Raw genomic sequence first — 23159 nt, 5'->3', positions numbered from 1 at the left:
TGCTATGCCCGATAGGCTCGTGTTGACACAGAATCACGGAACTGGCAGGTCGGAGCGGAATGAACCAGCCCGCGCGTCGGGGTCGGATGCCCGCGGTGAACGATGCGGACATTCGCAGGGTGGCGAGGAAGCTTCTGGCGGAGCACGGGCCGGAGGCGGTGACCCTGCGTGCGATCGCGCGAGAGCTGGGTATCACCGCGCCCGCGCTGTATCGGTACTACGCGTCCCGCGACGAATTGGTGGCGGCGTTGCGACAGGACATCTGCGCGGATCTGGCCGTGGAGCTGGCCGCGCAGGCGGCGGAGCTGCCCGACGACGGGGTGGTGCAACTGTTCGCCATCTGCAAGGGGTTTCGGCGCTGGGCGCTGGCGCACGCGCGGGAGTTCACCCTGGTGTTCGCCTCCCCGGCGGGCAGCGGGCCCAGTGCCATGCGGCAGGTGGACGAGCCGTTCGGGCGGATCTTCCTCGCGGCGGCCGGGCGGTTGCTGGCGACCTACGACATCGTCACGCCGTCGGCGGAGGTGATTCCGGAGGCGCTGCGCCAGGACCTGATCGGATTCCAGGCCGCCCTGCTGGGCGCCTCGGGGCAGCGGTTCCCGGCCGAGAAGCTGGATCTGGGGGTCACCTATCTGATGATCCAGCTGTGGGCACGGCTGTACGGGCATGTGACCCTCGAGGTGTTCGGCAATTACCCGATGCCCGTGGGAGATCCGGACGCGCTGTTCGACGCGACGCTGGCGGATCTCGCCCGGAGCATCGGGCTGCCGCGGCGGTGACGCTACTGGCCGGGGCCCAGCACCGGCCGTCGAATTCCCTGGAATCGCTGCAGGATTCGCGGTCGTCGCAGAAAGCGCGCGAACCATTCGCCGAGCGTCACACCGGCGGCCAGCGCGCAGCCGACCGCGAAGGCGGCGAACAGCTGGCTCAGGCCCATCAGCAGCTGATCGTTGAGCAGCGCGTTGAGACCGCGATAGACCTTCAAACCCGGTAGCAGGGGGGTGATTCCGGCCATCGCGACGACCAGGGGCGGGGTCAGCGCGCGGCGGGCCATCAGACCACCGGCCAGGCCGACCACGGTCGCGGCGACGCCGGAGGACACCACCGGTCCGAATCCGGCGTGCTGGGCGAACAGATAGCAGATGGTCGCGGCCGCACCGCTGAGCCCCGCCGCCGCCAGCGCCCGCCGCTCGGCGTAGCAGGCCAGCGCGAACGCCAGCGACGCCACCGCACCGGCGAAGACCTTCAGCGGCAGATTGCGGATATCGCCGGAGGAGTACATGTCGATGGTCGGCGACACCGCGTTGAGCATCTCGGCCAGCCGCAGCGCCAGGGCCACCCCGGCGATGATGCCGCCGGTCATCATCATGACCTCGAGCATGCGCGCGGCCGCGGTGATCGGGGCGCCGGTGATCGCGTCCTCGACCGCGCCGACCAGTTGTAATCCACTGAGCAGCACCGTGATTCCGGCCGCGACGATGAGCGACGGATTGGCCTCGATATGTCCGGCGAAGGTGGCCAGCACGATCGCGGGCGCGGTCGCGATCGCGCCACCGGCGATGGCCTGGAAGAAGAACGGCAGCCCGCGCTTGTTCAGGGCGCGGTTGGTGCGGTCGATGAGCGCGGTGGCGATCGCGCTGACCGCGGCGACCAGGACGCCGCCGCCCACCAGGAATCCGATCGCCGCGGCGAGCAGCGACCAGCCGAAGGTCGCCACCCAGCGGTTGTACGGGTGCGGCGCGGTGGTGATGGCCTCCAGCGCGGCGTGCGCGTCCTCCGGCGGAACCACCTCGCGGCGGATGCGCCGGGTGAGCCGGTCGACGGCGGCGAGGCGGGTGAAGTCCAGCGACCGATGGTTGACCACCCGCATGGTGCTCGCGGGCGGCAGCGACGGTCCGCGATCGGCGGAGATACGAATCGCGTTGTAGGTGACGTCGATATCGCACTGCGCCAGACCGTAGGTCGAGGCGATGAACTCGACCTGGGTGGTGGTGTCCATGACGGAGGTCCCCGAGGCGAGCACGACGTCGCCGACCCGCTCGGCCAGTTCCAGCACCTGGGTGACGCGGGCGTCGTCGGTGAGATCGACCGGCTGCAGCGGCGTCGGCGCGGGCACGACGGCGTCCACGGTCGCCTGTCGTTCGGCCACCAACCGATCGACGACGCGGCTGAGCACCTGCCGGAGCCGCGTCTGTCGAGCGGGCGGCGGCAACACCTGGATCGGTTGCGTCTGGACCTCATCGCTCATACCACGCAAGGTAGCGGCGGGTACGCCGAACGTCAGCCTCGCCGCGCACGACACGTGAGGCCGATCACGGGGGCGAGCGGGGGTCGCCCCGATATGGTCGGGTTATGGCGAGCGGAACGAAGTCCCCGGCGGATCACCTACGCGCGGCCCTCGACGGGCCGTGGCGCGACGTACGCGAGCAGGCCCGGCGACAGCTGTGCGACGAGCGGCTGTTCGGCGATCCCTATCTGGACTATCACGCCGCGCGGGCGCGGGTGCTCGAGCAGATGCGGCTGGTGAGCGAATTCGGGCTCGCGGAAAAGGGATTCCGGCTCGAGAACGGCGGCACCGGTGAGCCCGGCGCGGCGGTGACCGGCCTGGAGATGCTGGCCTACGCCGACCTGTCGCTGTGGGTGAAATGCGGTGTGCAGTGGGGTCTGTTCGGCGGCGCGGTGGAGAATCTGGGCACCGAGCGCCACCGCGATGTGGTCAAGCAGCTGCTGTCGCTGGATCTACTGGGTTGCTTCGCGATGACCGAGTCCGGGCACGGCAGCGATGTCGCCAACCTCGAGACCACGGCCACCTACGATCCGGCCACCCAGGAATTCGTGGTGCACAGCCCGACGGCCTCCGCGCGCAAGGACTACATCGGCGGCGCGGCCGAGCACGCCCGGGTGGCGGCGGTGTTCGCCCAGCTGATCACCGGCGGCGAAAGTCGGGGCGTGCACTGCTTCCTGGTGCCGATCCGCGACGACGAGGGCCACGACCTGCCCGGCGTGACGACCTCGGACTGCGGCCTCAAGGGCGGGCTCGCCGGGGTGGACAACGGCCGAATCAGCTTCGACCAGGTGCGAATTCCGCGCGAGAATCTGCTCAACCGCTATGCCGACGTCGAGCCCGACGGCACCTACCGCTCCGAGATCGAGAACCCGAGTCGCCGTTTCTTCACCACCCTCGGCACGCTGGTGCGCGGGCGGGTCAGCGTCGGCGGGGCGGCCGCCGCGGCGGCGCGGGTGGCGCTGAGCATCGCGCTGCGCTACGCCGAGAAGCGTCGCCAGTTCCGCGACACCGAATCCGGCGAAGAGGTGGTGCTGCTGGACTACCGCAGTCATCAACGCCGACTGCTACCGCTGGTGGCGCGCTCGTTCGCGCTGGCATTCGCGCAGAACGACCTCGTGCGGCGCATGCATGCCATCCAGACCGGACAGGATCTGGATCCGACCGCCCAGCGCGCGCTGGAGAAGCGGGCGGCCGGACTCAAGGCCGCGCAGACCCGCCACGCCACACGCGCGATCCAGGAGTGTCGCGAGGCCTGTGGCGGCGCAGGCTATCTCACCGAGAACCGGCTGGTGACGCTGAAGGCCGACACCGATGTGTTCACCACCTTCGAGGGCGACAACCTGGTGCTGACCCAGCTGGTCGCCAAGGAGCTGCTGACCGCCTACGCCGACGAGGTGCGCGATCTGGACGCCATGGGCTGGGTGCGCTTCGCCGCGACCATGGCCCGCGATGTGGTGCGCGAGAGTTCCGGTGTGCGCCAGCTGATTCAGCGGCTGCGCGACCGCTCCGACGAGGGGGTGGACGACGGCGATCTGGCCCGGCGCTCGGTGCAGCTGCAGCTGTTCGCCGATCGCGAAGACTATTTGGTGCGCACGGCCGCGCACCGGCTGCGCGCGCGGGCCCAGGAGACCCATCCGTTCGAGGCGTTCAACAATGCCCAGGACCACATCCTGCTCGCGGGCGAGGCGCATATCGAGCGGCTGATCCTGGAGGCGTTCATCGAGGGCATCGCGGGCATCGACGATCCCGAGGCGCGCGAGCTGGCCGAATGGGTCTGCGATCTGTTCGTGTACTCGACCATCGAGGCGAATCAGGCGTGGTACATCATGCACCGGTTCATGTCGGTGGAGCGCGCCAAGGCCGTGCGCCGCGGGGTGAACGAGCTGGTGGACCGGCTGCGCCCGCACACACCGACGCTGGTCGAGGCGTTGGGCGTGCCCGAGGCCATGCTGCACGCGGCCATGCTGGACGACGCCAGCGTGCATCAGGGCGAATAGGTGTGGTGGCTGATCGCGGTGACGGCCGGGCTGGCGGTCACCGCGCTGCTGCCGATGAGCTTTCCCGGGGACGGCGGCCCGACCGGAGTGGATCGGGCCGCCGCGGATCTGGTGCAGCGCATGCTGGGCGCGCATCCCGGTGTGTTCGAGGCGCTGGTGATTCCGAGCAACGGCTATGTGGTGCTGCCGGTTCTCCTGCTCGGCGCGGTGTGGTATGCGAGGCGGCGGCGGTGGTGGGTGGTCGGATTCCTGCTCGTGGCACCGGAATTGGTGGTCGCGATCAATGCGATGTTGCTGAAACCGCTGTGGCACCGGCAGTTACACGATTATCTGGCCTACCCGAGTGGGCACACCGTTCAATTCGTCGCGATCGCAACGGCTTTCGTCCTGGCCGCCGAGCGCATCCGCACGCGGATCGTGGGTATCGCGGTGGCCGTGGTCGTGCTGGCCGGTGTCGCGATCGGCATGATCGGGCTCGGCTACCACCACGCGACTGACGTGCTGGGCGGAGCGGGTGCGGCGGTCGGCTTCGTGACCGCCTCGTACGCGGCCCTCGATTCGCTCAGGGCGCGTAGGTCAGCAGCACCGACAGCACGAACCACAGCAGCCACGCCGCCGCGATGAGCATGCCCAGCGCCAGGGTGATGCGCAGGAAGGCCTGGCCCAGATCGATCTTCTCGGACTGTTTCGGATACAGCTCCCACGGGCTGTACCAGGGCGCGCGGATGGCCAACGGTCCGGCGGCCGACTGCGCGGCCATGTTCTGTTGTTCGACAAAGGCTTCCGCCTGGGCCTGCTGCGGCCCGCCGTACCAGAGCGTGGTGTCGACCGGGCCGCCGAAACCCTCGGCGACCAGATCCTGCGGGGAGGGGAGGTAGGGCAGGATGCCCAGCCCGCGAAAGGCCATGGCCACGTCGTTGACCGTCCACTGCGCGCGGCCCTGCGAGGCGAGGGTGTTGAGGTAGTCGGCGAGCTTGCGCTGATCATCGCCGAGCAGCACCTGGAAACTCGGGTCGTTCCACAGCTGCCGCACCCGCAGTTCGGACCCGTGCGGCGGGACCACGAGCACCACCCCGTGCACGACCCGCTGGCCGAGCCCGCGCTCGGCCAGCCAGCTCTGCAGCGCGAAGGTGTGCTCACGCGAGCGATCCAGCGGCGTCCGGCGATCGGCGCCCTCCAGGGTCACCACCTGACTGCCCACCCGCCACGGCCCGTTCAGCGGCACCTCGAGCTCCCCGCTGACCCGCTCGACCAGCGATTCGGTCTCGATGATCACGCAACTGTTCGGCGTCCACACCACCGCGTCGAATTGATGCAGATGATCGGCATAGAACAGGCTGCAATTGACCGTCGCCACCCCGTGCGGATCCCCGGCCCCCTTCCAGGTGCGCAACCAGTCGATCAGCACCCGCTCGGCCAGCGTCCCGGCGGCGTTCTGCACCCGCACCAGCATTGCGAACCCGCCCTTCGAAGTCGACACTCGATACCCGAAAGCATAAGTGGCCGGGCCGGTTCGGGCGGGGATCCGCAGGCTCGGCGTGCCCGGGTCCTATTCCGGCGCTACCCGTCGGTCGCTATTCCGGCGCTACCGCGTCCATCTTTGCTCCGGCATGCTTTTCGCCGGAGGGGATGATGGGCAGGCGCAGGGCGCCGAACGCGGCATCCGGAACCGTCGGATACCACGGCGCGACCGGTTGGATGCGGCGGTAGGGCCGACCCAATTCGGGGCGCGGATCGGCCTCACCCTTGTTGGGCCAGAACGCCATTGCGCGCTCGGCCTGGGCGGTGATGGTGAGCGACGGGTTGACGCCGAGGTTGGCGGTGACGGCCGAACCGTCGGCGACGTGCAGGCCGGGATGGCCGAAGACGCGCTGATACGGGTCGACCACACCGGATTCGGGGCTCTCGCCGATGACGCAGCCGCCGATGTAGTGCGCGGTGGCGGGGATGTTGAACACGTCCATCACCAGCCCCTGCACATCGCCGTCGACCTTCTCGCCGAAGCGGCGGGCGATATCGTGCGCCAGCGGAATCCAGGTCGGGTTGGGTTCGCCGGTGCCCTGGCGGGTCTTCAGCTGGCCCCAGCGCCGGAACGAGGTCAGCGAATTGTCCAGTGACTGCATCACCAGCAGGATCACCGATTTCTCCGAGGCCCGGCGGGCATTGAGGCTGCGCAGGAAGACCAGCGGATGGGTGAACATCGCCAGCAGGAAGCGCAGGAACCGGAACGGTCCGCCGTCCACGATCGGCGCGGACAGCGGGAACAGCGCGTTCTGGCCCTTGCCGTAGTGGCACACCTCGATATGGGTGTCGGGCTCGGGATGGATCGAGGAGGTGATGGCGATGCCCTCGGCGAAATCGTCGCGGGTGCGGCTCACCACGTTCAGGATGGCCTCGGAATTGCTGCGGGTCAGCTCGCCCAGCCGCGGGGACAGATTCGGCAGCACGTGTTCGTCGCGCATCTTGTGCAGCAGCTTCTGGGTGCCCAGCGCCGCGGCGGCGAAGACGACCTGTTCGGCGGTGAAGGTCCGCCGCCCCTTGCGCACCCAGCGGTCCGAGCGGGCGGTCTCGATCGCGTAGCCGCCCTTGACCATCGGCCGGACCTTGGTGGCGGTGGTCAGCTCGAACACCTTCGCACCGGCCTGTTCGGCGAGGTAGAGGTAGTTGGTCGGGGTGGTGTTCTTGGCATTGTGCGGACAGCCGGTGAAGCAGCGCGCGCAGTGGACGCAGCCGCGGCGGCGCGGGCCCGCGCCGCCGAAGTACGGATCGTCGACCTCGGCGCCCGGATCGTCCTCGTTGAAGAACACGCCCACATTGGTCGGATGGAAGGTGTCGGCCACGCCGAGGTCCTCGGCGATCGAGCGGATCACCTCGTCGGCGGGGGTCATGCGCGGATTGGGGGCCACGCCCAGCATGCGTTTGGCCTGGTCGTAAAAGGGCGCGAGCTCGCTGCGCCAGTCGGTGATGTGTGCCCACTGCCGGTCGCGGTAGAAGTTGGGCAGCGGTTCGTAGAGGGTGTTGCCGTAGATCAGCGAACCCCCGCCGACCCCGGCCGCGGAGAACACCGCGCACTTGCCCAGCACGCTGATCCGTTGCGGTCCGGTCAGGCCCAGCCGCGGGGCCCAAATGGATTTGCGCACATTCCAATTCGTCTTCGGAATGGCCTCGGCGGGCCAGCGGCGGCCGGATTCGAGAACGGCCACCCGATAGCCCTTCTCGGTCAGGCGCAGTGCGCTGACGCTCCCGCCGAATCCGGAGCCGATCACCACCACGTCGTAGTCGAAGTCGGACATGGCCTTCCTCTCATCCACCGCACAACAATGAAACGATTTCCAACTCATTCTGTCACCACGCTGTGACGGCCGGAAATGCCGGATGTCTCCCAGCTCACATCCTGCCGTCGCGACCGGCCCGGCGTGCCCGAATGGCAGTGTCGGGATGATTGGGGTATGCAACAGGCTGTGCCCACCGAACCCGCCGGATCACCGGCCGATCCACCCGCCGATCGCATTCTCACCGTGCCCAACGCGCTGAGTGTGCTGCGGTTGATCGGGGTGCCGGTGCTGCTGTGGTTGCTGCTGGTCGAGCGGGCCGATGGCTGGGCGTTCGCGCTGCTGGTCGTCAGCGGCGTCACCGACTTCCTGGACGGCAAACTCGCCCGGTTGCTGGATCAGTCCTCGCGGCTGGGCGCGCTGCTGGACCCGTTCGTGGACCGGTTGTATCTGGTGGCCACCGTGCTGGGCCTGCTGGTGCGCGGCATCCTGCCGTGGCCGGTGGCGGTGCTGCTGCTCGGGCGCGACGCCGTGCTGACCGCCGCGCTGGCGATCTATCGCCGCCGCGGACTGCCGCCGCCGGAGGTGATCTATCTGGGCAAGGCGGCCACCTTCGCGCTGATGTCGGCGCTGCCGTGGCTGTTGGCGGGCCAGATGGACTGGGGCGCAGCGGGTTTCAGCCGGGCATTCGGCTGGGCGCTGCTGATCTGGGGTACCGCCGTATACGTCTGGACCGGGCTGTTGTACCTGGGCAAGGCGCTGGCGGTGGCCAAGGCGATACCGGCTGTCCCGCACCGAAGCCAGGAGCCGATACAGTGAGCACGACGCGAATGAGTACGAGCCCTGTGAAAGGACTGCGCCTGTGACCGACCTTCCCGAGGATCTGCGCTACACGGAGGAGCACGAGTGGGTGCGCCGGGTCGGTCCGACTCGCGTGCGGGTCGGCATCACCGACTACGCCCAGTCACAGCTCGGTGACGTGGTGTTCGTGCAGTTGCCCGCGGTCGATACCGACGCCGCGGCGGGCGAGGGCATCGCGGAGGTGGAATCCACCAAGAGCGTCTCCGACATCTACGCGCCGCTGAGCGCGAAAGTCGTTGCGGTGAACGATGTTCTGGATTCGGCGCCGGAAACGCTGAATTCCGATCCCTATGGCGACGGTTGGCTGTTCGAGCTGGAGGTCGACGACGCCGACAAACTGGACGCAACCCTCGGTGAACTGCTGGATGCCGCAGGTTATCAAGGAGTTATCGGGGGCTGAAGCCGCCTTCACAGTTCTACCTGCACGGGATCGCCCTGGCAGGGTACGGTCAATGCCAACAGATGTGCCGGCGGCCGGTGCCGGAATCTCCAAGGGCGCGACAGCCGGTCGCGTTGGGTGACGGCTTTCGGATGCTTGTACGGATAATCGGTTCGAGGAGGAGAGCAAGGGTGAGCGAGAACAAAGACCCGGGGTACGGGGAGAGCGCGGCCGAGACGACATCGGTATTCCGCGCTGACTTCCTCAACGAGGTCGAGGCGTCGCGCTCCGGGGAACAGACCGGCGAGCAGCCGGTGCAAGGGGTCGAGGGTCTGCCGCCGGGTGCCGCCCTGCTGGTGGTCAAGCGCGGTCCGAACGCGGGCTCGCGGTTCCTGCTGGACCAGCCCACCACCTCTGCGGGGCGCCACCCCGACAGCGACATCTTTCTCGACGATGTCACGGTCTCCCGTCGTCACGCGGAGTTCCGTCAGGACGACGACACCTTCCAGGTCGTCGACGTGGGCAGCCTGAACGGCACCTATGTCAATCGGGAGCCGGTGGACTCCTCGGAGCTGCAGAACGGCGACGAGGTGCAGATCGGCAAGTTCCGGCTGGTGTTCCTGACCGGACCGAAGCCCGCCACGAGCGACGCGGGCACCCTCTAACGGGCCGGACGAGATGACAGGCGCAGCGCAGTGGACCCGCGGGGGAATGTCGATCGGCTCCGTGCTGGACCTGCTGCGCCCGGATTTTCCGGATATCACCATCTCCAAGATCCGCTTCCTCGAATCGGAGGGGCTGATCAGCCCGGAGCGCACGCCCTCGGGCTACCGCAGGTTCTCGGTCGCCGACGTCGAGCGGTTGAAGTTCGTCCTGACCGCCCAGCGCGATCAGTACCTGCCGTTGAAGGTGATCAAGGAGCAACTCGAGGCGATCGACAGCGGGGCCGCGACGCTCGGGGTGCGCGAGGCGCGCGCCCGGGCCGACGGCGTCGAGGCGGCCGGATCGGGGCGTGCGCCCGACCCCGCCGCCGCGGGCGGCCCCACCCCACCCCGGAGGCTCGGCGTGGTACCGGGTGAGATCTCGCCGGACGAGCTGCGATTCGATCACGAAATCCGCATCACCCGAGGCGATCTGCTGGAACAGGCCGGTATCGATGAGAAGTTTCTCACCGAGCTGATCCGCGCCAATCTGATCACCCCCGGCGCGGCGGGCTACTTCGACACCGAGGCGGTCACACTGGCCCGCACGGCCCGCGCGATGAGCGAATTCGGTTTGGAGGCAAGGCATCTGCGCGCCTTCAAGCTGGCCGCCGACCGGGAGGCGGCCATGATCGCCCAGATCGCCGCGCCGATCGCCAAGGGGCGCGACGCCGACGCGCGCGCCCGCGCCGAGGAGACGGTCCGCGAGCTCGCGGCGCTGTCGTTGACATTGCATACCAGTCTGGTGAAGACCTCGGTGCGCGCCGCCCTCGGTGGCTGAAATCTTCGCCTAGACTCGGTGATACGGCCGTCGAGCGCCAGCGAGCGAGCGCCAGCGAGGTGGAGTGATGAGTGAGATGCGTGTGATCGGCATTCGTGTCGAGCAGCCCCAGAACCAGCCTGTGCTGCTGCTCCGCGAGGTGGCCGGGGACCGGTACCTACCCATCTGGATCGGGCAGGCCGAGGCGACCGCGATCGTCCTCGAGCAGGAGGGCGTGACGCCCATTCGGCCGCTGACCCACGACCTGATCAAGATCCTGATCCACGAGCTCGGCCACACCCTCAAGGAGGTCCGCATCGTGGACCTGCAGGAGGGCACCTTCTACGCCGACCTGGTCTTCGAGAACGATCTGCGCATCTCGGCGCGGCCCTCGGACTCGGTTGCCATTGCCTTGCGGGTGGGTTGCCCGATCTATGCCGAGGAGCCGGTGCTGGACGAGGCCGGGCTGGTGATGCCCGACGAGCGCGAGGACGAGGTGGAGAAGTTCAAGGAGTTCCTCGAGTCGGTGTCGCCGGACGACTTCAAGGCCACCGACAGCTAGCGTCCGGCCGCTGGGTCGTTCTGGGTAATTTGCCGGAAAACGCCGATTCGACGTTGGAGTATCAACCTCACCTAGAGGTCTAAAAACACGCCGCTCGCGGAGTTTGGTCCGAGGCCGATCGAGCCGAGACAATCGAGAGAGTAGCCTCGATAGTTAGGCCGTTGTTCTACTTCGGCGAAGCAGTGAGGGGAGTTGTTCGTGGGAGATCAACCGCAGCAAGGTGTGGTGCAGCCAGGGCTGTTCCCCGATGACACCGTCCCCGACGAACTGGTGGGCTACCGCGTGCCGAGCGCGTGCCAGGTGGCGGGGATCACCTACCGCCAGCTCGACTACTGGGCCCGCACGGGTTTGGTCGTGCCCTCGATCCGCAGCGCCTCGGGTTCGGGCAGTCAGCGGCTGTACTCGTTCAAGGACATCCTGGTCCTCAAGATCGTCAAGCGACTGCTGGACGCGGGCATCTCGCTACAGAACATCCGCATCGCCGTCGACCACCTACGCAGCCGCGGTGTCGAGGACCTGGCGGGTATCACGCTGTTCTCCGACGGCGCGACGGTCTACGAATGCACCTCGCCGGAAGAGGTCGTCGATTTACTGCAGGGCGGCCAGGGCGTCTTCGGCATCGCCGTCAGCGGCGCGATGCGCGAACTGACCGGCGCGATCGCCAACTTCCCGGCCGAACGCGCCGAGACCCACTCCGCGACCGACCGCCCCGAGGACGAACTGGCCTACCGCCGCAAGGCCCGCATGAGCAAGACAGGCTAGTGCCGTCCCGGAGTCAACCGCCGCACCCTTTCCCGCGCCTCGCACCCCTTGCGGGTGCCTGTAAAGGGTGCGAAAGAGCGGAAAGGGTGCGGATCTTTCGGGCTCTGCCGGTCGGTTGGTGATCCGTGCGACATTCCGGCGGGCAGGCCGGTAACACGCCGTTCATCGTTCATTGCTTAGACTGGCGGTGCGTCGCCGCCGTGCGGGAGAGTTCCGGGTCCGACCCGGGCGCCGAAGGAGCAGCACCTCCCCGTCAATCTCTCAGGCACCAGGGACCGTACGGACACTCGACGCCTCTGGAAAGCGGTGGCCGCACGCCCGTGCGGACCACCCGCCCATGGGGAAAAGGGAGCCCGAGTCCGGGGCCCTGAATCTCTCAGGCGCCACGACAGAGGGGGAGGGCCCGACGTTGTCGAGCGTGCCCGCGCGCCTCGACCCGCCCGACCCCTGGGAGCTGCCGTGACCCGTTCCTTCGCCGATCGCCACATCGGACCCGATTCCGCTGCCGTCGATCAGATCCTCGACACCCTGGGCATCGGCTCGCTGGACGAACTGGCCGCGCGCGCGGTCCCGGCGAGCATCCTCGACGACACCGACAGCACCGGCCTGGCCGCGCTGCCCGCGCCCGTCTCCGAGCACGAGGCGCTGAACCAGCTTGCCGCCCTGGCGCATTCGAATACCGTGGCCACCTCGATGATCGGCCTCGGCTACTACGACACGCTGACCCCGCCGGTGCTGGTGCGCAACCTGCTGGAGAATCCGGCCTGGTACACCGCCTACACCCCGTATCAGCCCGAGATCAGCCAGGGTCGTCTCGAGGCGCTGCTGAACTTCCAGACCATGGTCTCGGATCTGACCGGCATGGAGGTCGCCAACGCCTCCATGCTGGACGAGGCGACCGCGGCGGCCGAGGCCATGACCCTGTTGCAGCGGGCCAACCGGTCGAGCAAGTCGACCCGGCTGCTCATCGACACCGATCTGTTCCCGCAGACCCGCACGGTGCTGTTCACCCGCGCCGAGCCGCTGGGCATCGAAATCGTCGAGGCCGACCTGAGTTCCGGGGCGCTGCCCGAGGGTGAGTTCTTCGGCGTGCTGATCCAGACCCCGGGCGCGTCGGGGCGAATCGTGGACTGGACCGGACTCATCACCGCGGCGCACGAGCGCGGCGCGCTGGTGGCCGCGGGCGCGGATCTGCTGGCCCTGACGCTGATCACCCCGCCCGGCGAGCAGGGCGCGGACGTCTGTTTCGGCACCACCCAGCGCTTCGGCGTGCCGCTGGGCTTCGGCGGTCCGCACGCGGGCTATCTCGCCGTTCGCAACGCGCACGCCCGGCAGCTGCCCGGTCGCCTGGTCGGGGTGTCGGTCGACGCCGACGGCAACCGCGCCTACCGGCTGGCGTTGCAGACCCGCGAGCAGCACATCCGCCGCGAGAAGGCGACCTCCAACATCTGCACCGCGCAGGTGCTGCTGGCGATCGTGGCGGCCATGTACGCCAGCTACCACGGGGCCGACGGGCTGCGCGCGATCGCGCGGCGGGTGCACGGCTACGCCGAGCAGCTCGCGGCCGGGCTCGGGGAAGCCGTTGTGCACGAACGGTTCTTCGATACCGTGCTGGTCCAGGTGCCCGGCGGCGCGGAGGCCGTGGTGGCCAAGGCCAAGGGGCGCGGGGTCAACCTGCGGCTGGTCGACGCCGACCATGTGGCGGTGGCGTGTGACGAGGCGACCACCGACGCGCATGTGACGATCGTGCTGGAGAGCTTCGGCGCCGACGGGGTCCCGGGCGAGGCGAAGCTGCCCTCGATCGAGGACCGCACCTCGCGGTATCTGACGCACCCGGCGTTCACCCGCTATCACACCGAGACCGCCATGCTGCGGTATCTGCGCCAGCTGTCGGACAAGGACATCGCCCTGGACCGCAGCATGATTCCGCTCGGCTCGTGCACCATGAAGCTGAACGCGACCGCGGAGATGGAGCCCATCACCTGGCCCGGCTTCTCCCGGCTGCATCCCTACGCACCGGTCGAGGACGTGCCCGGCATGCTGCGGGTGATCGAGGATCTGGAGTCGTGGCTGGCGGCGGTCACCGGCTACGACCGGGTCAGCCTGCAGCCCAATGCGGGTAGCCAGGGCGAGTACGCCGGATTGCTGGCGATCCGCCGCTACCACCTGGATCGCGGTGACACCCACCGGGATACCTGCCTGATCCCGTCCAGCGCGCACGGCACCAACGCCGCCTCCGCGGCCATGGCCGGGCTGCGGGTGGAGGTCGTGAAGTGCCGCGACAACGGCGATGTCGACCTGGACGATCTGCGCGCCAAGATCGCCGACCACGCCGACCGGCTGGCCTGCATCATGATCACCTACCCGTCCACCCACGGGGTGTACGAGCACGAGGTCGCCGAGCTGTGCGCGCTGGTGCACGACGCGGGCGGCCAGGTGTACGTGGACGGCGCGAATCTCAATGCCCTTGTCGGCCTTGCCCGTCCGGGCCGCTTCGGCGGCGACGTCTCGCATCTGAACCTGCACAAGACCTTCTGCATTCCGCACGGCGGCGGCGGTCCGGGCGTCGGCCCGGTGGCGGTGCGCGAGCACCTGGCCCAGTATCTGCCCGGCGATCCGCTGCGCTCGGGTTCGCACGCGGTCTCGGCGGCGCTCTACGGTTCGGCGTCGATCCTGCCGATCACGTGGGCCTACATCCGCATGATGGGCGCCGACGGCCTGCGCCGGGCCACCCTGACCGCCATCGCCTCGGCCAATTACATTGCGCGCAAACTCGATCCGCACTTCCCGGTGCTCTACACCGGCGAGAACGGCATGGTCGCCCACGAGTGCATCCTGGACCTGCGCGAGATCACCAAGCGCACCGGCGTCACGGTCGACGATGTCGCCAAGCGCCTGGCCGACTACGGCTTCCACGCCCCCACCATGAGCTTCCCGGTCGCGGGCACCCTCATGGTGGAGCCCACCGAAAGCGAAAACCTCGAAGAGCTGGACGCTTTCATCGAGGCCATGATCGCCATCAAGGGTGAGATCGATCAGGTCGCGGCGGGTGAGTGGCCGGTCGAGTCGAGCCCGCTGCGCGGTGCGCCGCATACCGCCGCCTCGCTGGTCGGCGACTGGCCGTACCCGTATTCGCGCGAAACCGCCGTCTATCCCCGCGGTGTGGCCGCGGATCGTCCGAAGGTGTGGCCCGCCGTGCGCCGTATCGACGGCGCCTACGGCGACCGCAACCTGGTCTGCTCCTGCCCGCCGCTGGAGGCGTACGCGGACTGAGTGCGCACTCGCGGCGGCGCGGCGTCGACGCGCCGCACCGCCGCGACCGCGTTTGCGGGCTACTTCTCGACGTCCTCGAAATCGAACAGCCCGTTCCAGGTCAGCGCGACATTGCGAACCTTGTCCGAGTGGCCCGCGTTGGCGATGTAATCCAGGACCGGGATATCGGGCATGTCCTGGAACAGGATCTGCTGCGCCTGAGCGATCAGCCGGTAGGACTCCTCGGGGGTCGGGGCGGCCAGGGCGGTGTTGAGCACCTTGTCGAATTCGGGATTCACATACCCGATGTCATTACTCGCCGAGGTCGAAAGGTACTGCGGCATCAGGAAATTCAGCATCGTCGGATAGTCGCCCTGCCAGGCGTTGCGGAATGGGGTGCGGATCGTCTTGCCGACGATCTGGTCGCGGATCGTCTTGAACGTCGGATAGGGCGTGCCCTGGGCCTCGATACCGAGCGTGTTCTTGACGCTGTTGGCGACCGCGTCGATCCAGGCCTGGTGGCCGCCGTCGGAGTTGTAGGCGATCTCCAGGCGGCCCGACCACGGCGCGATGGCATCGGCCTGCGCCCACAGTCTGCGCGCCTCGTCCGGATCGAATCGCAGCAGTTCCGAGCCGGGCAGCGCACCGTCGAAGCCGGGCAGGCTGGAGGAGGTGAAATCGCGTGCCGGCGTCTTGGTGCCGTGCCAGATGGTGTCGCAGATCTGCTGGCGGTTGATCGCCAGCGAAATCGCCCTGCGACGCAGTACGCCCTCCTGACCGCCGAAATGCGGGAGGGTGGGCTGGAATCCGATGTGTTCGTACTGGGCGGTGGGTCGCTTGATGGACCGGTCGCCCAGGTCGGACTGGAAACTGGTGAGCGCGCTGTTCGGAATGGTGTCGAGCAGGTCGAGATTACCGGCCAGCAGATCCGCGTAGGAGGTCTCGTGGGTCTGGTACATCACGAATCGCAGGCCCTTGTTCTTGGCCGGGCGGTTGCCGCGATAGCTCGGATTGGGCGTCAGATCGATCTGCACATTGTGTTGCCAGGCATCGGGATTGGCGAACTTGTACGGCCCGTTGCCCACCGGGCGCTCCCCGAACGCCTTCATATCCTGGAACGCCACCTCCGGCAGCGGATAGAACGGCGTGAACCCCAGGGAGAGTTCGAAGTCGATCGACGGGCGGACGAGATCGACGGTGAAGGTGCGCTCGTCGACGATCTTCAGTCCCGACATCGTCTGCGCCTTGGGCGGATCCGCCGATACCTCGTCGTAGCCGACGATCGAGCCGAACACCCAGTTCTGCAACTGGGCGTTGCTGCTGAGCGCGCCGTAGTTCCACGCGTCGACGAACGATTTCGCGGTGACCGGGGAGCCGTCGGTGAACTGCCAATCCGGTTCCAGGGTGATCCGGTAGTGCCGCCGGTCGGTCGTCTGGATCGACTCGGCCACCTCGTTGTGCGCCTGGCCGTCGTTGTCGTAGTACTTCAGCCCGGCGAACAACCGGTCCACCACCCGCGCGCCCTGATTCTCGTTGGTGTTGGTCGGGACCAGCGGATGTTGCGGCTCACCGCCATTGGCGGTGACCACACCGGTGTCGGCGTCGCCGCCGGATGTGCAGCCGGTCAGGCCCAGGCCGGTCAGCAATACGACCGCTGCCAGCAACGCTTGTAATCTTGTGGATCTCAACGCGTTCTCCATTTCTTGTAACGGTCTCGGACAGTAGCTATTTCGGCCTCGCCTGTCCTCGGAATCCGCAAGCGTCCCGTTCGGCGCGGCACGGCCGCGGAGTCGCCGTTAGTCTGGGAATGGTGAACATTGAGGTGACGCCGTTACCCGGTATCGGTGTGCGGAAAGAGTTCCGGCTGTCCAACGGTCGTCGTCGGATCGGGGTGATCGATCACAAGGACGGCGCGATCGATCTCATCGTCAGCAAGCCCGGCAGCCCGGACGCCTCCGAACAGATACCGCTGTCGGCGCAGGAGGCGGCGGTGCTGGCCAACCTCCTCGGCGCCCCACAGCTGGTGGCGCAGCTGCAGGAGGAGCATCGGGAGCTCGAGGGGCTGACCACCCGGCAGATGACCATTCGGTCCCGTTCACCCTACGACGGGCGGCCGCTCGGCGACACCCAGATGCGTTCGCGCACAACGGCGTCCATCGTGGCGGTGATGCGCGCCGGGCATGCCGTCGCCTCCCCCGGACCGGATTTCGTCTTCACCGCCGGGGATGTGCTGGTGGTCGTCGGCACCGCGGAGGGCCTCGCGGCGGCCGCCAGAATCCTTACGGACGGCTGACGCAGATGGTGGCACACCAAACCGCGCTCGCGCTGATTCAGCTGGGCGCGGTCTTTTTTGGGCTGGGGTTGCTGGGCCGCGTGGCCGGGCGGATCGGAATGTCGCCGATCCCGCTGTATTTGATCGGTGGCCTGCTGTTCGGTACCGGTGGGCTGGTGGAGCTGCGTCATGTGGACGAGTTCATCCATCTGGCCAGCGAGATCGGTGTGGTGCTGCTGTTGCTGCTGCTCGGATTGGAGTACAGCGCCAGCGAATTGGTGACCGGGATGCGCAGATCCTGGGCGGCCGGGGTGCTCGACCTGGTGCTGAACGCCACCCCGGGCGTGCTGGTGGCGCTGGTGCTGGGCTGGGGAATCACCGGTGCGGTGGCGATGGCGGGTGTCACCTACATCTCCTCGTCCGGAATCGTGGCGAAGGTACTCGGCGATCTGGGCCGACTCGGCAACCGGGAGACGCCGACGATCCTGTCGATCCTGGTGTTCGAGGATCTGGTGATGGCCGGGTATCTGCCGGTCCTGACCGCCGTGCTGGCCGGCGCCGGATTCGTGTCCGGTCTGACGACGCTGGCGATCGCACTGGCGGCCGTCACCGTCGTGCTCGTGATCGCGCTGCGGTACGGCCGATTCGTCTCGACGGTCGTCGACAGCGACGACCGCGAGGTGCTGCTGCTGATGCTGCTCGGCTCGGCACTGCTGGTGGCCGGTCTGGCCTCCACACTGCAGATCTCGGCGGCGGTGGGCGCCTTCCTGCTGGGCATCGCGATCTCCGATACGACCGCGCGCAGTGCGACGAAGGTATTGGAACCGCTGCGGGATCTGTTCGCGGCGCTGTTCTTCGTGCTGTTCGGCCTCAATACCGATCCGGCGAGCATCCCGCCGGTGCTGGGCTGGGCCATCGTCCTCGCCGCGGTGACGGTCGTGACCAAGCTGATGACCGGGTGGTGGGCCGCCCGGCGCGCCGGAGCCTCCCGCCACGGCCGCCTGCGCGCGGGCGCCGCACTGGTCGCGCACGGCGAATTCTCCATCGTCATCGCCGGATTGGCGGTGACCCAGGGCGCGGTGCCCGCCGAATTCGCGGCCCTGGCCACCACCTATGTGCTTCTGATGGCCGTGCTCGGCCCCATCGCGGCCCGCGTCGCCGAGCCGATGGTCGTCTGGGCGGACCGCCGCTGGGCCAGGCTGGCCGGAACCGCGTCGCTAGAGCAATGACGAATAGAGGTCGAGCCAATCCGGATTCGTCTCCTCGATCAGTGCGATCTTGCGCGCTCGCCGCCACTGTTTGAGGTGGCGTTCGCGCAGCAGGGCGTTCTCCAAAGTCGCCTGGGCCTCGTACCAGACCAGGGTATGGATGCCGTGGCGGCTGGTGTGGCTCGGCACGACGTCGTTCCGGTGCTGCCAGACCCGGCCCACCAGGTTGACCGTCGCGCCCACGTACAGCATGCCGTGTGGCGCGCTGGCCAGGATGTACGTGCACGGCACGTGCCGGTAGCTCCTCCCCATGCGGGCAGGATGCCAGAGGCCACCGACAGGTCAGGGGGTGGTGAGGACCTTGCTGACCGCGGTGCCGAAGGCCAGATCGTTCGTGGTGGACAGGCGGGTGTAGCTGCCGCCGGTCTTTTCCGCCAGCGTTTGCAGGGTGGTCGAGGGCTGGGAGCCCAGGGCGATGACGTCGATGCGGACCGGCCGGGCGGGATCGGTCGCGGCGGTGATGTCGGCGATCAGCTCATCGCCGGTGATGTCGGAGGTGTCGTTGGGGCCACCGGTGATCAGGACGACGGAATTGGTTCGGCCGGGGGAGAATCCGGCGACGGCGCCGCGATAGGCCGCCTGCAGCGCGGGATAGGCGCGGTCGGTCTTGGCGGTGCCGGGCGTGAGCGACGACAGGGCCTTGGCCACATCCTTGCGATGCTGCTGGTCGAGTCCGGCGGTGGGGGAGACGATCTGGTAGGGCTTGTCGTCGTCGGCGCCGTCGTCGTAGGTCCAGACGCCGAGACCGAAGTCCGGGGGCATGGTGTCGACGGTCGAGCGCAGGGCGCCGAGGGCGTTGCCCAGGCGGGTCAGGGTGCCGTCGGTGACGGCCATGGCGGCGGAGGTGTCGAGCAACACGGTGGCCTGCACGCCGAGCACGGGGTTGGCCAGCACCGAACGCACCTGTTCGACAACCGATTTCGCGGGCACCGCCGGGGCCGTGGCCGGTGCGGCGGCGAATCCGTTGTCGGCGAACAGCTTCTGCTGCTCGGGGGCGCGCAGATAATCGACGAACAGGCCCGCGATCAGATTCTGCGTCTTGTCCACCCACGGCCCGTTCAGCAGCGCCGCCGGGTAGTCGGCGATCGGTTCCGCACCGGCCGGGCGGAATTCCGCGAGCCCGCCCTTGGCCTTCAGCTGCTGTTCGGTGACCGGTACGGCATGGATCTTCGCCTGCGCCGGATCGCCGGGCGCGGCCAGTTCGGTCAGCCCCGCGGCGGTGTCGGCCGGGCGCGGCGCACCCGCGGCGAGTTTGGAGATGGCGGCGATCACCTGACCGGAGCGGGCGGCCTCGTCGGTGAGCGGATCGCCGCTCGACAGCGCGGCGCCGACCGTGACCGCGACGGCCACGCCGTCGTCTTCGACCGGCCCATCCGCGCCGTCGCCGCCGGGCAGCGCGAGCCGCAGCCCGCCCCAGCCCTTCAATCCGATATCGCCGAGCGAACCCTGCTGCAGGTTGGGCAGATCCGCCCAGCGGGTCTTGGCGTTGTCCAGCGCCTGACGCAGCGGCTCGGGCACCCCGAGCACGATCGGGCTGGCGGCCACCGGCGTCGGCGTGCCCTCGACCAGGCCGGGCACCCGCATCGCCTCCACCGAGCGTGAGGAATCCGGAATCCACAGTGCCGGTTGCGCGCCGAGTTGGGGATTCCACGCCCCGCCGGTGAATCCGGCGACCATGGCCGCCGACGGGCGCGCGATCACCCGCACGCTGGCGCAGTGATCGCGCACCTTGGGGTTGGTGGCATTGAAACGCCGCGCGGCCGCCTCGACGGGGGTCAGCACGTCCGGATCGACGGTGACGGCCAGTGCGGCCGAGCCCTCGACGCATTCGGCGGCCGCGCTGCGGCTCTCGTCGTCGGCGCGGTGGCTGAGCCAGAACCAGCCACCGACCGCCGCGATCACCAGCAGCACGGCCACCACGCTGACAACCAGTCCCTTGCTGACGCCCCGTGAACCGCCCGCGCTGCGATGTGTACCCACGAAATGCCAGTTTAGGGGGTTACTCGCGCACGAGCCGCCCGCGGTCGTACTCGTGCCCGCCCCAGACGCCGGTCTGTCCGGTGTTGGCGGCGAATTCCCCGCACTGCCGCCGGATCGGGCAGGACGCGCAGATGCCCCGCGCGTACGCGAAGTCCTGCGACGGGTACGGAAACCACGCCTCGTGGTTCGGATCGCCCTTGCAGGCGGCCTGTTCCCAGCTCTGCGAGTCCGAGAGCGGGAGCAGATCCACCAGGGTGAGCTCCTGTACTGCGTTCGTCATTCGGATCCCCTCCTTTCCCGGGGTCACTAGGTGGTGGCGGCCAGGTCCTTCCAGATCCGCCGTTGTCGTGCGGCCAGCTCGTCGGGCGCCTTGGGCTCCCACAGCAGCCGCATCCCGGCCTCCTCGGGAGTGCGGTCGGCCTTGCGGGTATTGCACGGTTCGCACGCGGCGACGAGGTTGCTCCAGGTGTTCGGCCCGCCCCGGCTGCGGGGGCGGATGTGGTCGACGGTGCGGGCCCATCCGGCGCAGTAGCCGCACCGATACCGGTCGCGTCGCAGCACGCCGGCGAGGGTGGCCCGGCTCTCGTCGTGGATCTGCACCCGGTGTTCGAGATAGACATAACGCAGCAGTCGAATCGTCTCGGGCAGCGCCATTTCCAGATGCTTGGACCGGATGGGGAAGTAGGGCTCGTGGGCGGCGACGGTTTCGGCCGCGCCGGAGATCAGCAGCACCACCGCGCGGTCGGCGCCGATCTCGGTGAGCGCCTCGTAGGAGGCGTTGAGCACCAGCACGCCGGTGTGTATCCAGTTGTCGGGATTCGGAGCCGCCTCGGCGGCACGGCGGAACGGCATGGGCGGCACCATGTTTCGTGAAGAGCGGAGATGAATTCGGAAGGGCGAGGGTCAGGCCCGTCGCTGGAGGCGGCCGGACGGCAATCGCCGCTCGTGACTCGAAAGTCGTTGTGCGCCAAGATCGGGCATGGTCTTGTCTGGCATCGGCCACCTCCTCCTTCCTGATGCTCGCCGAGGTGTTCCGGCCCCGCCCACTGCGGTGCCGGTGTGATCATCGCCAATGGTGACACAGCGTTACGCCGTTGTCGGGTGATTTTTTTGCCCCCTCGCCACAGGGTGCAACGAGGGGGCGGCGGGTTTTGTTCCACGATCGGGAGGCTTGGTGCAAGGCGATCCGGTCGCGACCGCACACTCGCGGCCCGGCTGCGGCCGCAGGGTGTGGTCGTAGTCGCCGCTGTCCTGCGCGCGGTATCGGATCGGTTCGGTCGTGGCCAGGTGCGACAGGCGTTCGCGGCGGCGCATCGTAAGCTGGGCGCGGGGCGATCGTCCGGTTCGCACACCGGCGGCCCGGCCGCGACGATGCGATCCGGGTAGCGTCACGCCCGGCCGGTGGGGACGGCCGCTCGCGCACCCGTCGAAGTCCGGAACATGCTCGCCGCGAACAGAACTGGAGATCGATGCCGCTATCCGAATTCCTCGCCAAGATCGTCGACTGGCTGCGGGCCGGTTATCCGCACGGGGTGCCGGAGTCGGACTACGTGCCGCTGCTGGCGCTGCTGTCGCGCCGCCTGTCGCGCGAGGAGGTGCGTGAGGTGGCGGCCGCACTGGTGGAGCAGGGCGCGCTACCGGCCGAGCGGGCCGAAGCCGGCGTGATCATCACCAAGCTCACCGACGAGATGCCGCGGGAATCGGATCTGGCGCGGGTGCGCGCGCATCTGGTGGCGGGCGGCTGGCCGGTGGACGACGCCTGGCCGGGCACGCCCGCCTGAGTCCGGCCCGAGGTCACATATCGGGATACAGACCGTCGAGAACGTGCGCGAGGACATCGTCGTGGGAGATCATCCCGGACGTATTGGGAACGGCCACATTGCCGATTCGCACCGATGCCCTCGGGGTCGCTCGGACGGCCTCGTCGAGGACGGCGACGGGCTTTTCGGCGAGTGCGTTTTCGGCGAGCGCGCGAAATTCCGGTGTTTCGAGGGGCTCGTCCTCCCCGGTCGCCAGGGGGTTCGGCTGCGCGGGGCGCGGCGCGGGGTCGTCGTCGGCGAGGGGCGATTCGATGGGGTTGCCGTGCTTGTCGACCCGGGTGGTGGTGTCGTGCGGGGTGCCGTGTTCGTCGCGTGACTGGGTTCGAATGGTGGCCCCGCCGTCCTCGTTGTAGTGGATCGTGGTGCTGCTCTGGTTGCCGGCGGCGGGATTGCCGGGCCGGTCGACGCTGTAGGCGCTGCGATCGGTCAGCCTGCCCTCCTCGTAGTGCTCCTTGATTTGCGTCCGGCCGTTACCCCAGTCGTCGACCATCCGGTCGGACTTCGAATGGCCGTCGGGCTGGGTGACTTTCGTTGTCGTATCGATGACGAAGTGCTGGACGCCGGAATCGTCGTCGACGCGCTTCTGGACGTACTCGTATTCGGTGATCCGCCCGGTGGTATCGATCCGGACGCTGTGTGATTCCACCAGCTTGTCCTTGGTGGTGATCTCGGTGCCCTGGCCGTAGCCGGTGGTCCGGCACGTCGCGGGGTCGAACCAGCGGAAGGTGAAGGTGTCGAGTCGGGAATCGTCGGCCTGTAGTTCGATGACGCCGTCGCGGACGTGGACCACTCGACCGTTGAGATCGAGGGTCACCGTTTCGTAGGTGCCGTCGTCGACATTGAACGATCGCTGGGTGCGGTAGGGGCCGCCGGGCGGTGCGGGCACCGGCTGCCGCTCGCAATTGGGTAACGGGACGAAAGTCATGGCAACTCTCCCAGATGGAGCCGCGGAATGCGCCTCGGTGGCTTCATGGTCGCGCGGTGAATGG

22 protein-coding genes and 1 riboswitch are annotated in these 23159 nt (G+C 68.4%); of the genes, 13 read left to right on the top strand and 9 right to left on the bottom strand.

The features are described 5' to 3' along the window. The first annotated feature begins 59 nt into the window (after positions 1-59). Positions 60-776, top strand: coding sequence for a TetR/AcrR family transcriptional regulator (locus NDR87_RS02125; RefSeq protein WP_251909061.1), 717 nt, complete (start codon positions 60-62; stop codon positions 774-776). 2 nt (positions 777-778) lie between these two features. Here NDR87_RS02125 and NDR87_RS02120 read toward each other — a convergent pair whose 3' ends face one another. After that, positions 779-2245 (bottom strand): threonine/serine exporter ThrE family protein, encoded by a 1467-nt coding sequence (locus NDR87_RS02120; RefSeq protein ID WP_251909062.1) that lies wholly within the window; start codon positions 2243-2245, stop codon positions 779-781. Positions 2246-2349: 104 nt separating this feature from the next. Between NDR87_RS02120 and NDR87_RS02115 the strand changes: the two genes are divergently transcribed. Together NDR87_RS02115 and NDR87_RS02110 are read left to right on the top strand one after the other, a co-directional pair. Continuing rightward, complete coding sequence (locus tag NDR87_RS02115) at positions 2350-4281, top strand: acyl-CoA dehydrogenase (RefSeq protein WP_251909063.1); 1932 nt, start codon at positions 2350-2352, stop codon at positions 4279-4281. Continuing rightward, positions 4282-4905, top strand: coding sequence for a phosphatase PAP2 family protein (locus tag NDR87_RS02110; protein ID WP_251909064.1), 624 nt, complete (start codon positions 4282-4284; stop codon positions 4903-4905). It abuts the gene before it with no gap. Here the strand turns inward: NDR87_RS02110 and NDR87_RS02105 are convergent. Continuing rightward, positions 4844-5734, bottom strand: coding sequence for a nuclease-related domain-containing protein (locus NDR87_RS02105; RefSeq protein ID WP_251941060.1), 891 nt, complete (start codon positions 5732-5734; stop codon positions 4844-4846). The two genes, NDR87_RS02110 and NDR87_RS02105, sit on opposite strands and share 62 nt — an antisense overlap. 121 nt (positions 5735-5855) lie before the next feature. Beyond that, positions 5856-7574 (bottom strand): GMC oxidoreductase, encoded by a 1719-nt coding sequence (locus NDR87_RS02100; protein ID WP_251909480.1) that lies wholly within the window; start codon positions 7572-7574, stop codon positions 5856-5858. Between the two features lie 156 nt (positions 7575-7730). Here NDR87_RS02100 and NDR87_RS02095 point away from each other — a divergent pair, with 156 nt between their 5' ends. The 7 genes from NDR87_RS02095 (at position 7731) to gcvP (ending at position 14851) form a co-directional block, all read left to right on the top strand. Further along, positions 7731-8372 (top strand): CDP-alcohol phosphatidyltransferase family protein, encoded by a 642-nt coding sequence (locus NDR87_RS02095; protein WP_251909067.1) that lies wholly within the window; start codon positions 7731-7733, stop codon positions 8370-8372. A gap of 43 nt (positions 8373-8415) precedes the next feature. Then, on the top strand, positions 8416-8814 hold the full coding sequence (gene gcvH, locus NDR87_RS02090) for a glycine cleavage system protein GcvH (protein ID WP_251909069.1): 399 nt from the start codon (positions 8416-8418) through the stop codon (positions 8812-8814). 170 nt (positions 8815-8984) lie between these two features. Further along, entirely contained in the window at positions 8985-9458 is a 474-nt protein-coding gene (gene garA / locus NDR87_RS02085; protein ID WP_251909070.1) for a glycogen accumulation regulator GarA, read from the top strand. A 13-nt stretch (positions 9459-9471) separates the two neighbouring features. Further along, positions 9472-10275 (top strand): MerR family transcriptional regulator, encoded by an 804-nt coding sequence (locus tag NDR87_RS02080; RefSeq protein ID WP_372494065.1) that lies wholly within the window; start codon positions 9472-9474, stop codon positions 10273-10275. Positions 10276-10342: 67 nt separating this feature from the next. After that, a complete protein-coding gene (locus tag NDR87_RS02075; RefSeq protein WP_251909073.1) occupies positions 10343-10816 on the top strand; it encodes a bifunctional nuclease family protein in 474 nt (157 codons plus the stop codon). A gap of 198 nt (positions 10817-11014) precedes the next feature. After that, entirely contained in the window at positions 11015-11578 is a 564-nt protein-coding gene (locus NDR87_RS02070) for a MerR family transcriptional regulator (protein ID WP_308212032.1), read from the top strand. 193 nt (positions 11579-11771) lie between these two features. Continuing rightward, positions 11772-11866: riboswitch (glycine riboswitch) on the top strand. Positions 11867-12037: 171 nt separating this feature from the next. Then, positions 12038-14851, top strand: coding sequence for an aminomethyl-transferring glycine dehydrogenase (gene gcvP / locus NDR87_RS02065; RefSeq protein WP_372494066.1), 2814 nt, complete (start codon positions 12038-12040; stop codon positions 14849-14851). Positions 14852-14910: 59 nt separating this feature from the next. Here the strand turns inward: gcvP and NDR87_RS02060 are convergent, their stop codons facing one another. Continuing rightward, the gene (locus NDR87_RS02060) at positions 14911-16530 is read right to left on the bottom strand and encodes an ABC transporter substrate-binding protein (protein WP_251941059.1); all 1620 of its coding nucleotides are present in this window, start codon (positions 16528-16530) and stop codon (positions 14911-14913) included. A 110-nt stretch (positions 16531-16640) separates the two neighbouring features. Between NDR87_RS02060 and NDR87_RS02055 the strand changes: the two genes are divergently transcribed. Then, positions 16641-17123 carry a TrkA C-terminal domain-containing protein gene (locus NDR87_RS02055; RefSeq protein WP_251909486.1) on the top strand — a complete coding sequence of 161 codons (483 nt, stop codon included), beginning with the start codon at positions 16641-16643 and terminating at the stop codon, positions 17121-17123. Between the two features lie 5 nt (positions 17124-17128). Then, complete coding sequence (locus NDR87_RS02050) at positions 17129-18331, top strand: cation:proton antiporter (RefSeq protein WP_251909076.1); 1203 nt, start codon at positions 17129-17131, stop codon at positions 18329-18331. Here NDR87_RS02050 and NDR87_RS02045 read toward each other — a convergent pair. Genes NDR87_RS02045 through NDR87_RS02030 form a run of 4 tightly spaced genes read right to left on the bottom strand, consistent with a single transcriptional unit; the run spans position 18320 to position 21202 of the window. Beyond that, positions 18320-18622: a GIY-YIG nuclease family protein gene (locus NDR87_RS02045; RefSeq protein WP_251909077.1), complete on the bottom strand. Its 303-nt coding sequence runs from the start codon at positions 18620-18622 to the stop codon at positions 18320-18322. The genes NDR87_RS02050 and NDR87_RS02045 overlap by 12 nt on opposite strands. Positions 18623-18652: 30 nt before the next feature. Beyond that, a complete protein-coding gene (locus tag NDR87_RS02040) occupies positions 18653-20350 on the bottom strand; it encodes a substrate-binding domain-containing protein (RefSeq protein WP_251909078.1) in 1698 nt (565 codons plus the stop codon). Positions 20351-20369: 19 nt separating this feature from the next. Next, positions 20370-20630, bottom strand: coding sequence for a WhiB family transcriptional regulator (locus NDR87_RS02035; protein WP_251909079.1), 261 nt, complete (start codon positions 20628-20630; stop codon positions 20370-20372). 26 nt (positions 20631-20656) lie between these two features. Further along, positions 20657-21202 carry an HNH endonuclease gene (locus tag NDR87_RS02030; protein WP_251909080.1) on the bottom strand — a complete coding sequence of 182 codons (546 nt, stop codon included), beginning with the start codon at positions 21200-21202 and terminating at the stop codon, positions 20657-20659. Between the two features lie 617 nt (positions 21203-21819). Here NDR87_RS02030 and NDR87_RS02025 point away from each other — a divergent pair. Further along, positions 21820-22131: a DUF3349 domain-containing protein gene (locus tag NDR87_RS02025; RefSeq protein ID WP_251909081.1), complete on the top strand. Its 312-nt coding sequence runs from the start codon at positions 21820-21822 to the stop codon at positions 22129-22131. A gap of 13 nt (positions 22132-22144) precedes the next feature. Here NDR87_RS02025 and NDR87_RS02020 read toward each other — a convergent pair whose 3' ends face one another. Then, on the bottom strand, positions 22145-23095 hold the full coding sequence (locus NDR87_RS02020; RefSeq protein WP_251909082.1) for a hypothetical protein: 951 nt from the start codon (positions 23093-23095) through the stop codon (positions 22145-22147). Positions 23096-23159 lie beyond the last annotated feature (64 nt).

This window comes from Nocardia sp. CDC159 (genome assembly GCF_023740735.1).
GTDB classification, from domain to species: Bacteria; Actinomycetota; Actinomycetes; order Mycobacteriales; family Mycobacteriaceae; genus Nocardia; species Nocardia pulmonis.
This window is presented reverse-complemented; position numbering and strand designations above follow the sequence as displayed.

Bases quoted from the DNA above. Each gene is read 5' to 3' on its own strand.
- NDR87_RS02125 (WP_251909061.1), top strand. From the start codon at position 60: ATGAACCAGCCCGCGCGTCGGGGTCGGATGCCCGCGGTGAACGATGCG.
- NDR87_RS02120 (WP_251909062.1), bottom strand. From the start codon at position 2,245: ATGAGCGATGAGGTCCAGACGCAACCGATCCAGGTGTTGCCGCCGCCC.
- NDR87_RS02115 (WP_251909063.1), top strand. From the start codon at position 2,350: ATGGCGAGCGGAACGAAGTCCCCGGCGGATCACCTACGCGCGGCCCTC.
- NDR87_RS02105 (WP_251941060.1), bottom strand. From the start codon at position 5,734: ATGCTGGTGCGGGTGCAGAACGCCGCCGGGACGCTGGCCGAGCGGGTG.
- NDR87_RS02100 (WP_251909480.1), bottom strand. From the start codon at position 7,574: ATGTCCGACTTCGACTACGACGTGGTGGTGATCGGCTCCGGATTCGGC.
- NDR87_RS02095 (WP_251909067.1), top strand. From the start codon at position 7,731: ATGCAACAGGCTGTGCCCACCGAACCCGCCGGATCACCGGCCGATCCA.
- NDR87_RS02080 (WP_372494065.1), top strand. From the start codon at position 9,472: ATGACAGGCGCAGCGCAGTGGACCCGCGGGGGAATGTCGATCGGCTCC.
- NDR87_RS02075 (WP_251909073.1), top strand. From the start codon at position 10,343: ATGAGTGAGATGCGTGTGATCGGCATTCGTGTCGAGCAGCCCCAGAAC.
- NDR87_RS02060 (WP_251941059.1), bottom strand. From the start codon at position 16,530: ATGGAGAACGCGTTGAGATCCACAAGATTACAAGCGTTGCTGGCAGCG.
- NDR87_RS02050 (WP_251909076.1), top strand. From the start codon at position 17,129: ATGGTGGCACACCAAACCGCGCTCGCGCTGATTCAGCTGGGCGCGGTC.
- NDR87_RS02045 (WP_251909077.1), bottom strand. From the start codon at position 18,622: ATGGGGAGGAGCTACCGGCACGTGCCGTGCACGTACATCCTGGCCAGC.
- NDR87_RS02035 (WP_251909079.1), bottom strand. From the start codon at position 20,630: ATGACGAACGCAGTACAGGAGCTCACCCTGGTGGATCTGCTCCCGCTC.
- NDR87_RS02030 (WP_251909080.1), bottom strand. From the start codon at position 21,202: ATGCCGTTCCGCCGTGCCGCCGAGGCGGCTCCGAATCCCGACAACTGG.
- NDR87_RS02025 (WP_251909081.1), top strand. From the start codon at position 21,820: ATGCCGCTATCCGAATTCCTCGCCAAGATCGTCGACTGGCTGCGGGCC.
- NDR87_RS02020 (WP_251909082.1), bottom strand. From the start codon at position 23,095: ATGACTTTCGTCCCGTTACCCAATTGCGAGCGGCAGCCGGTGCCCGCA.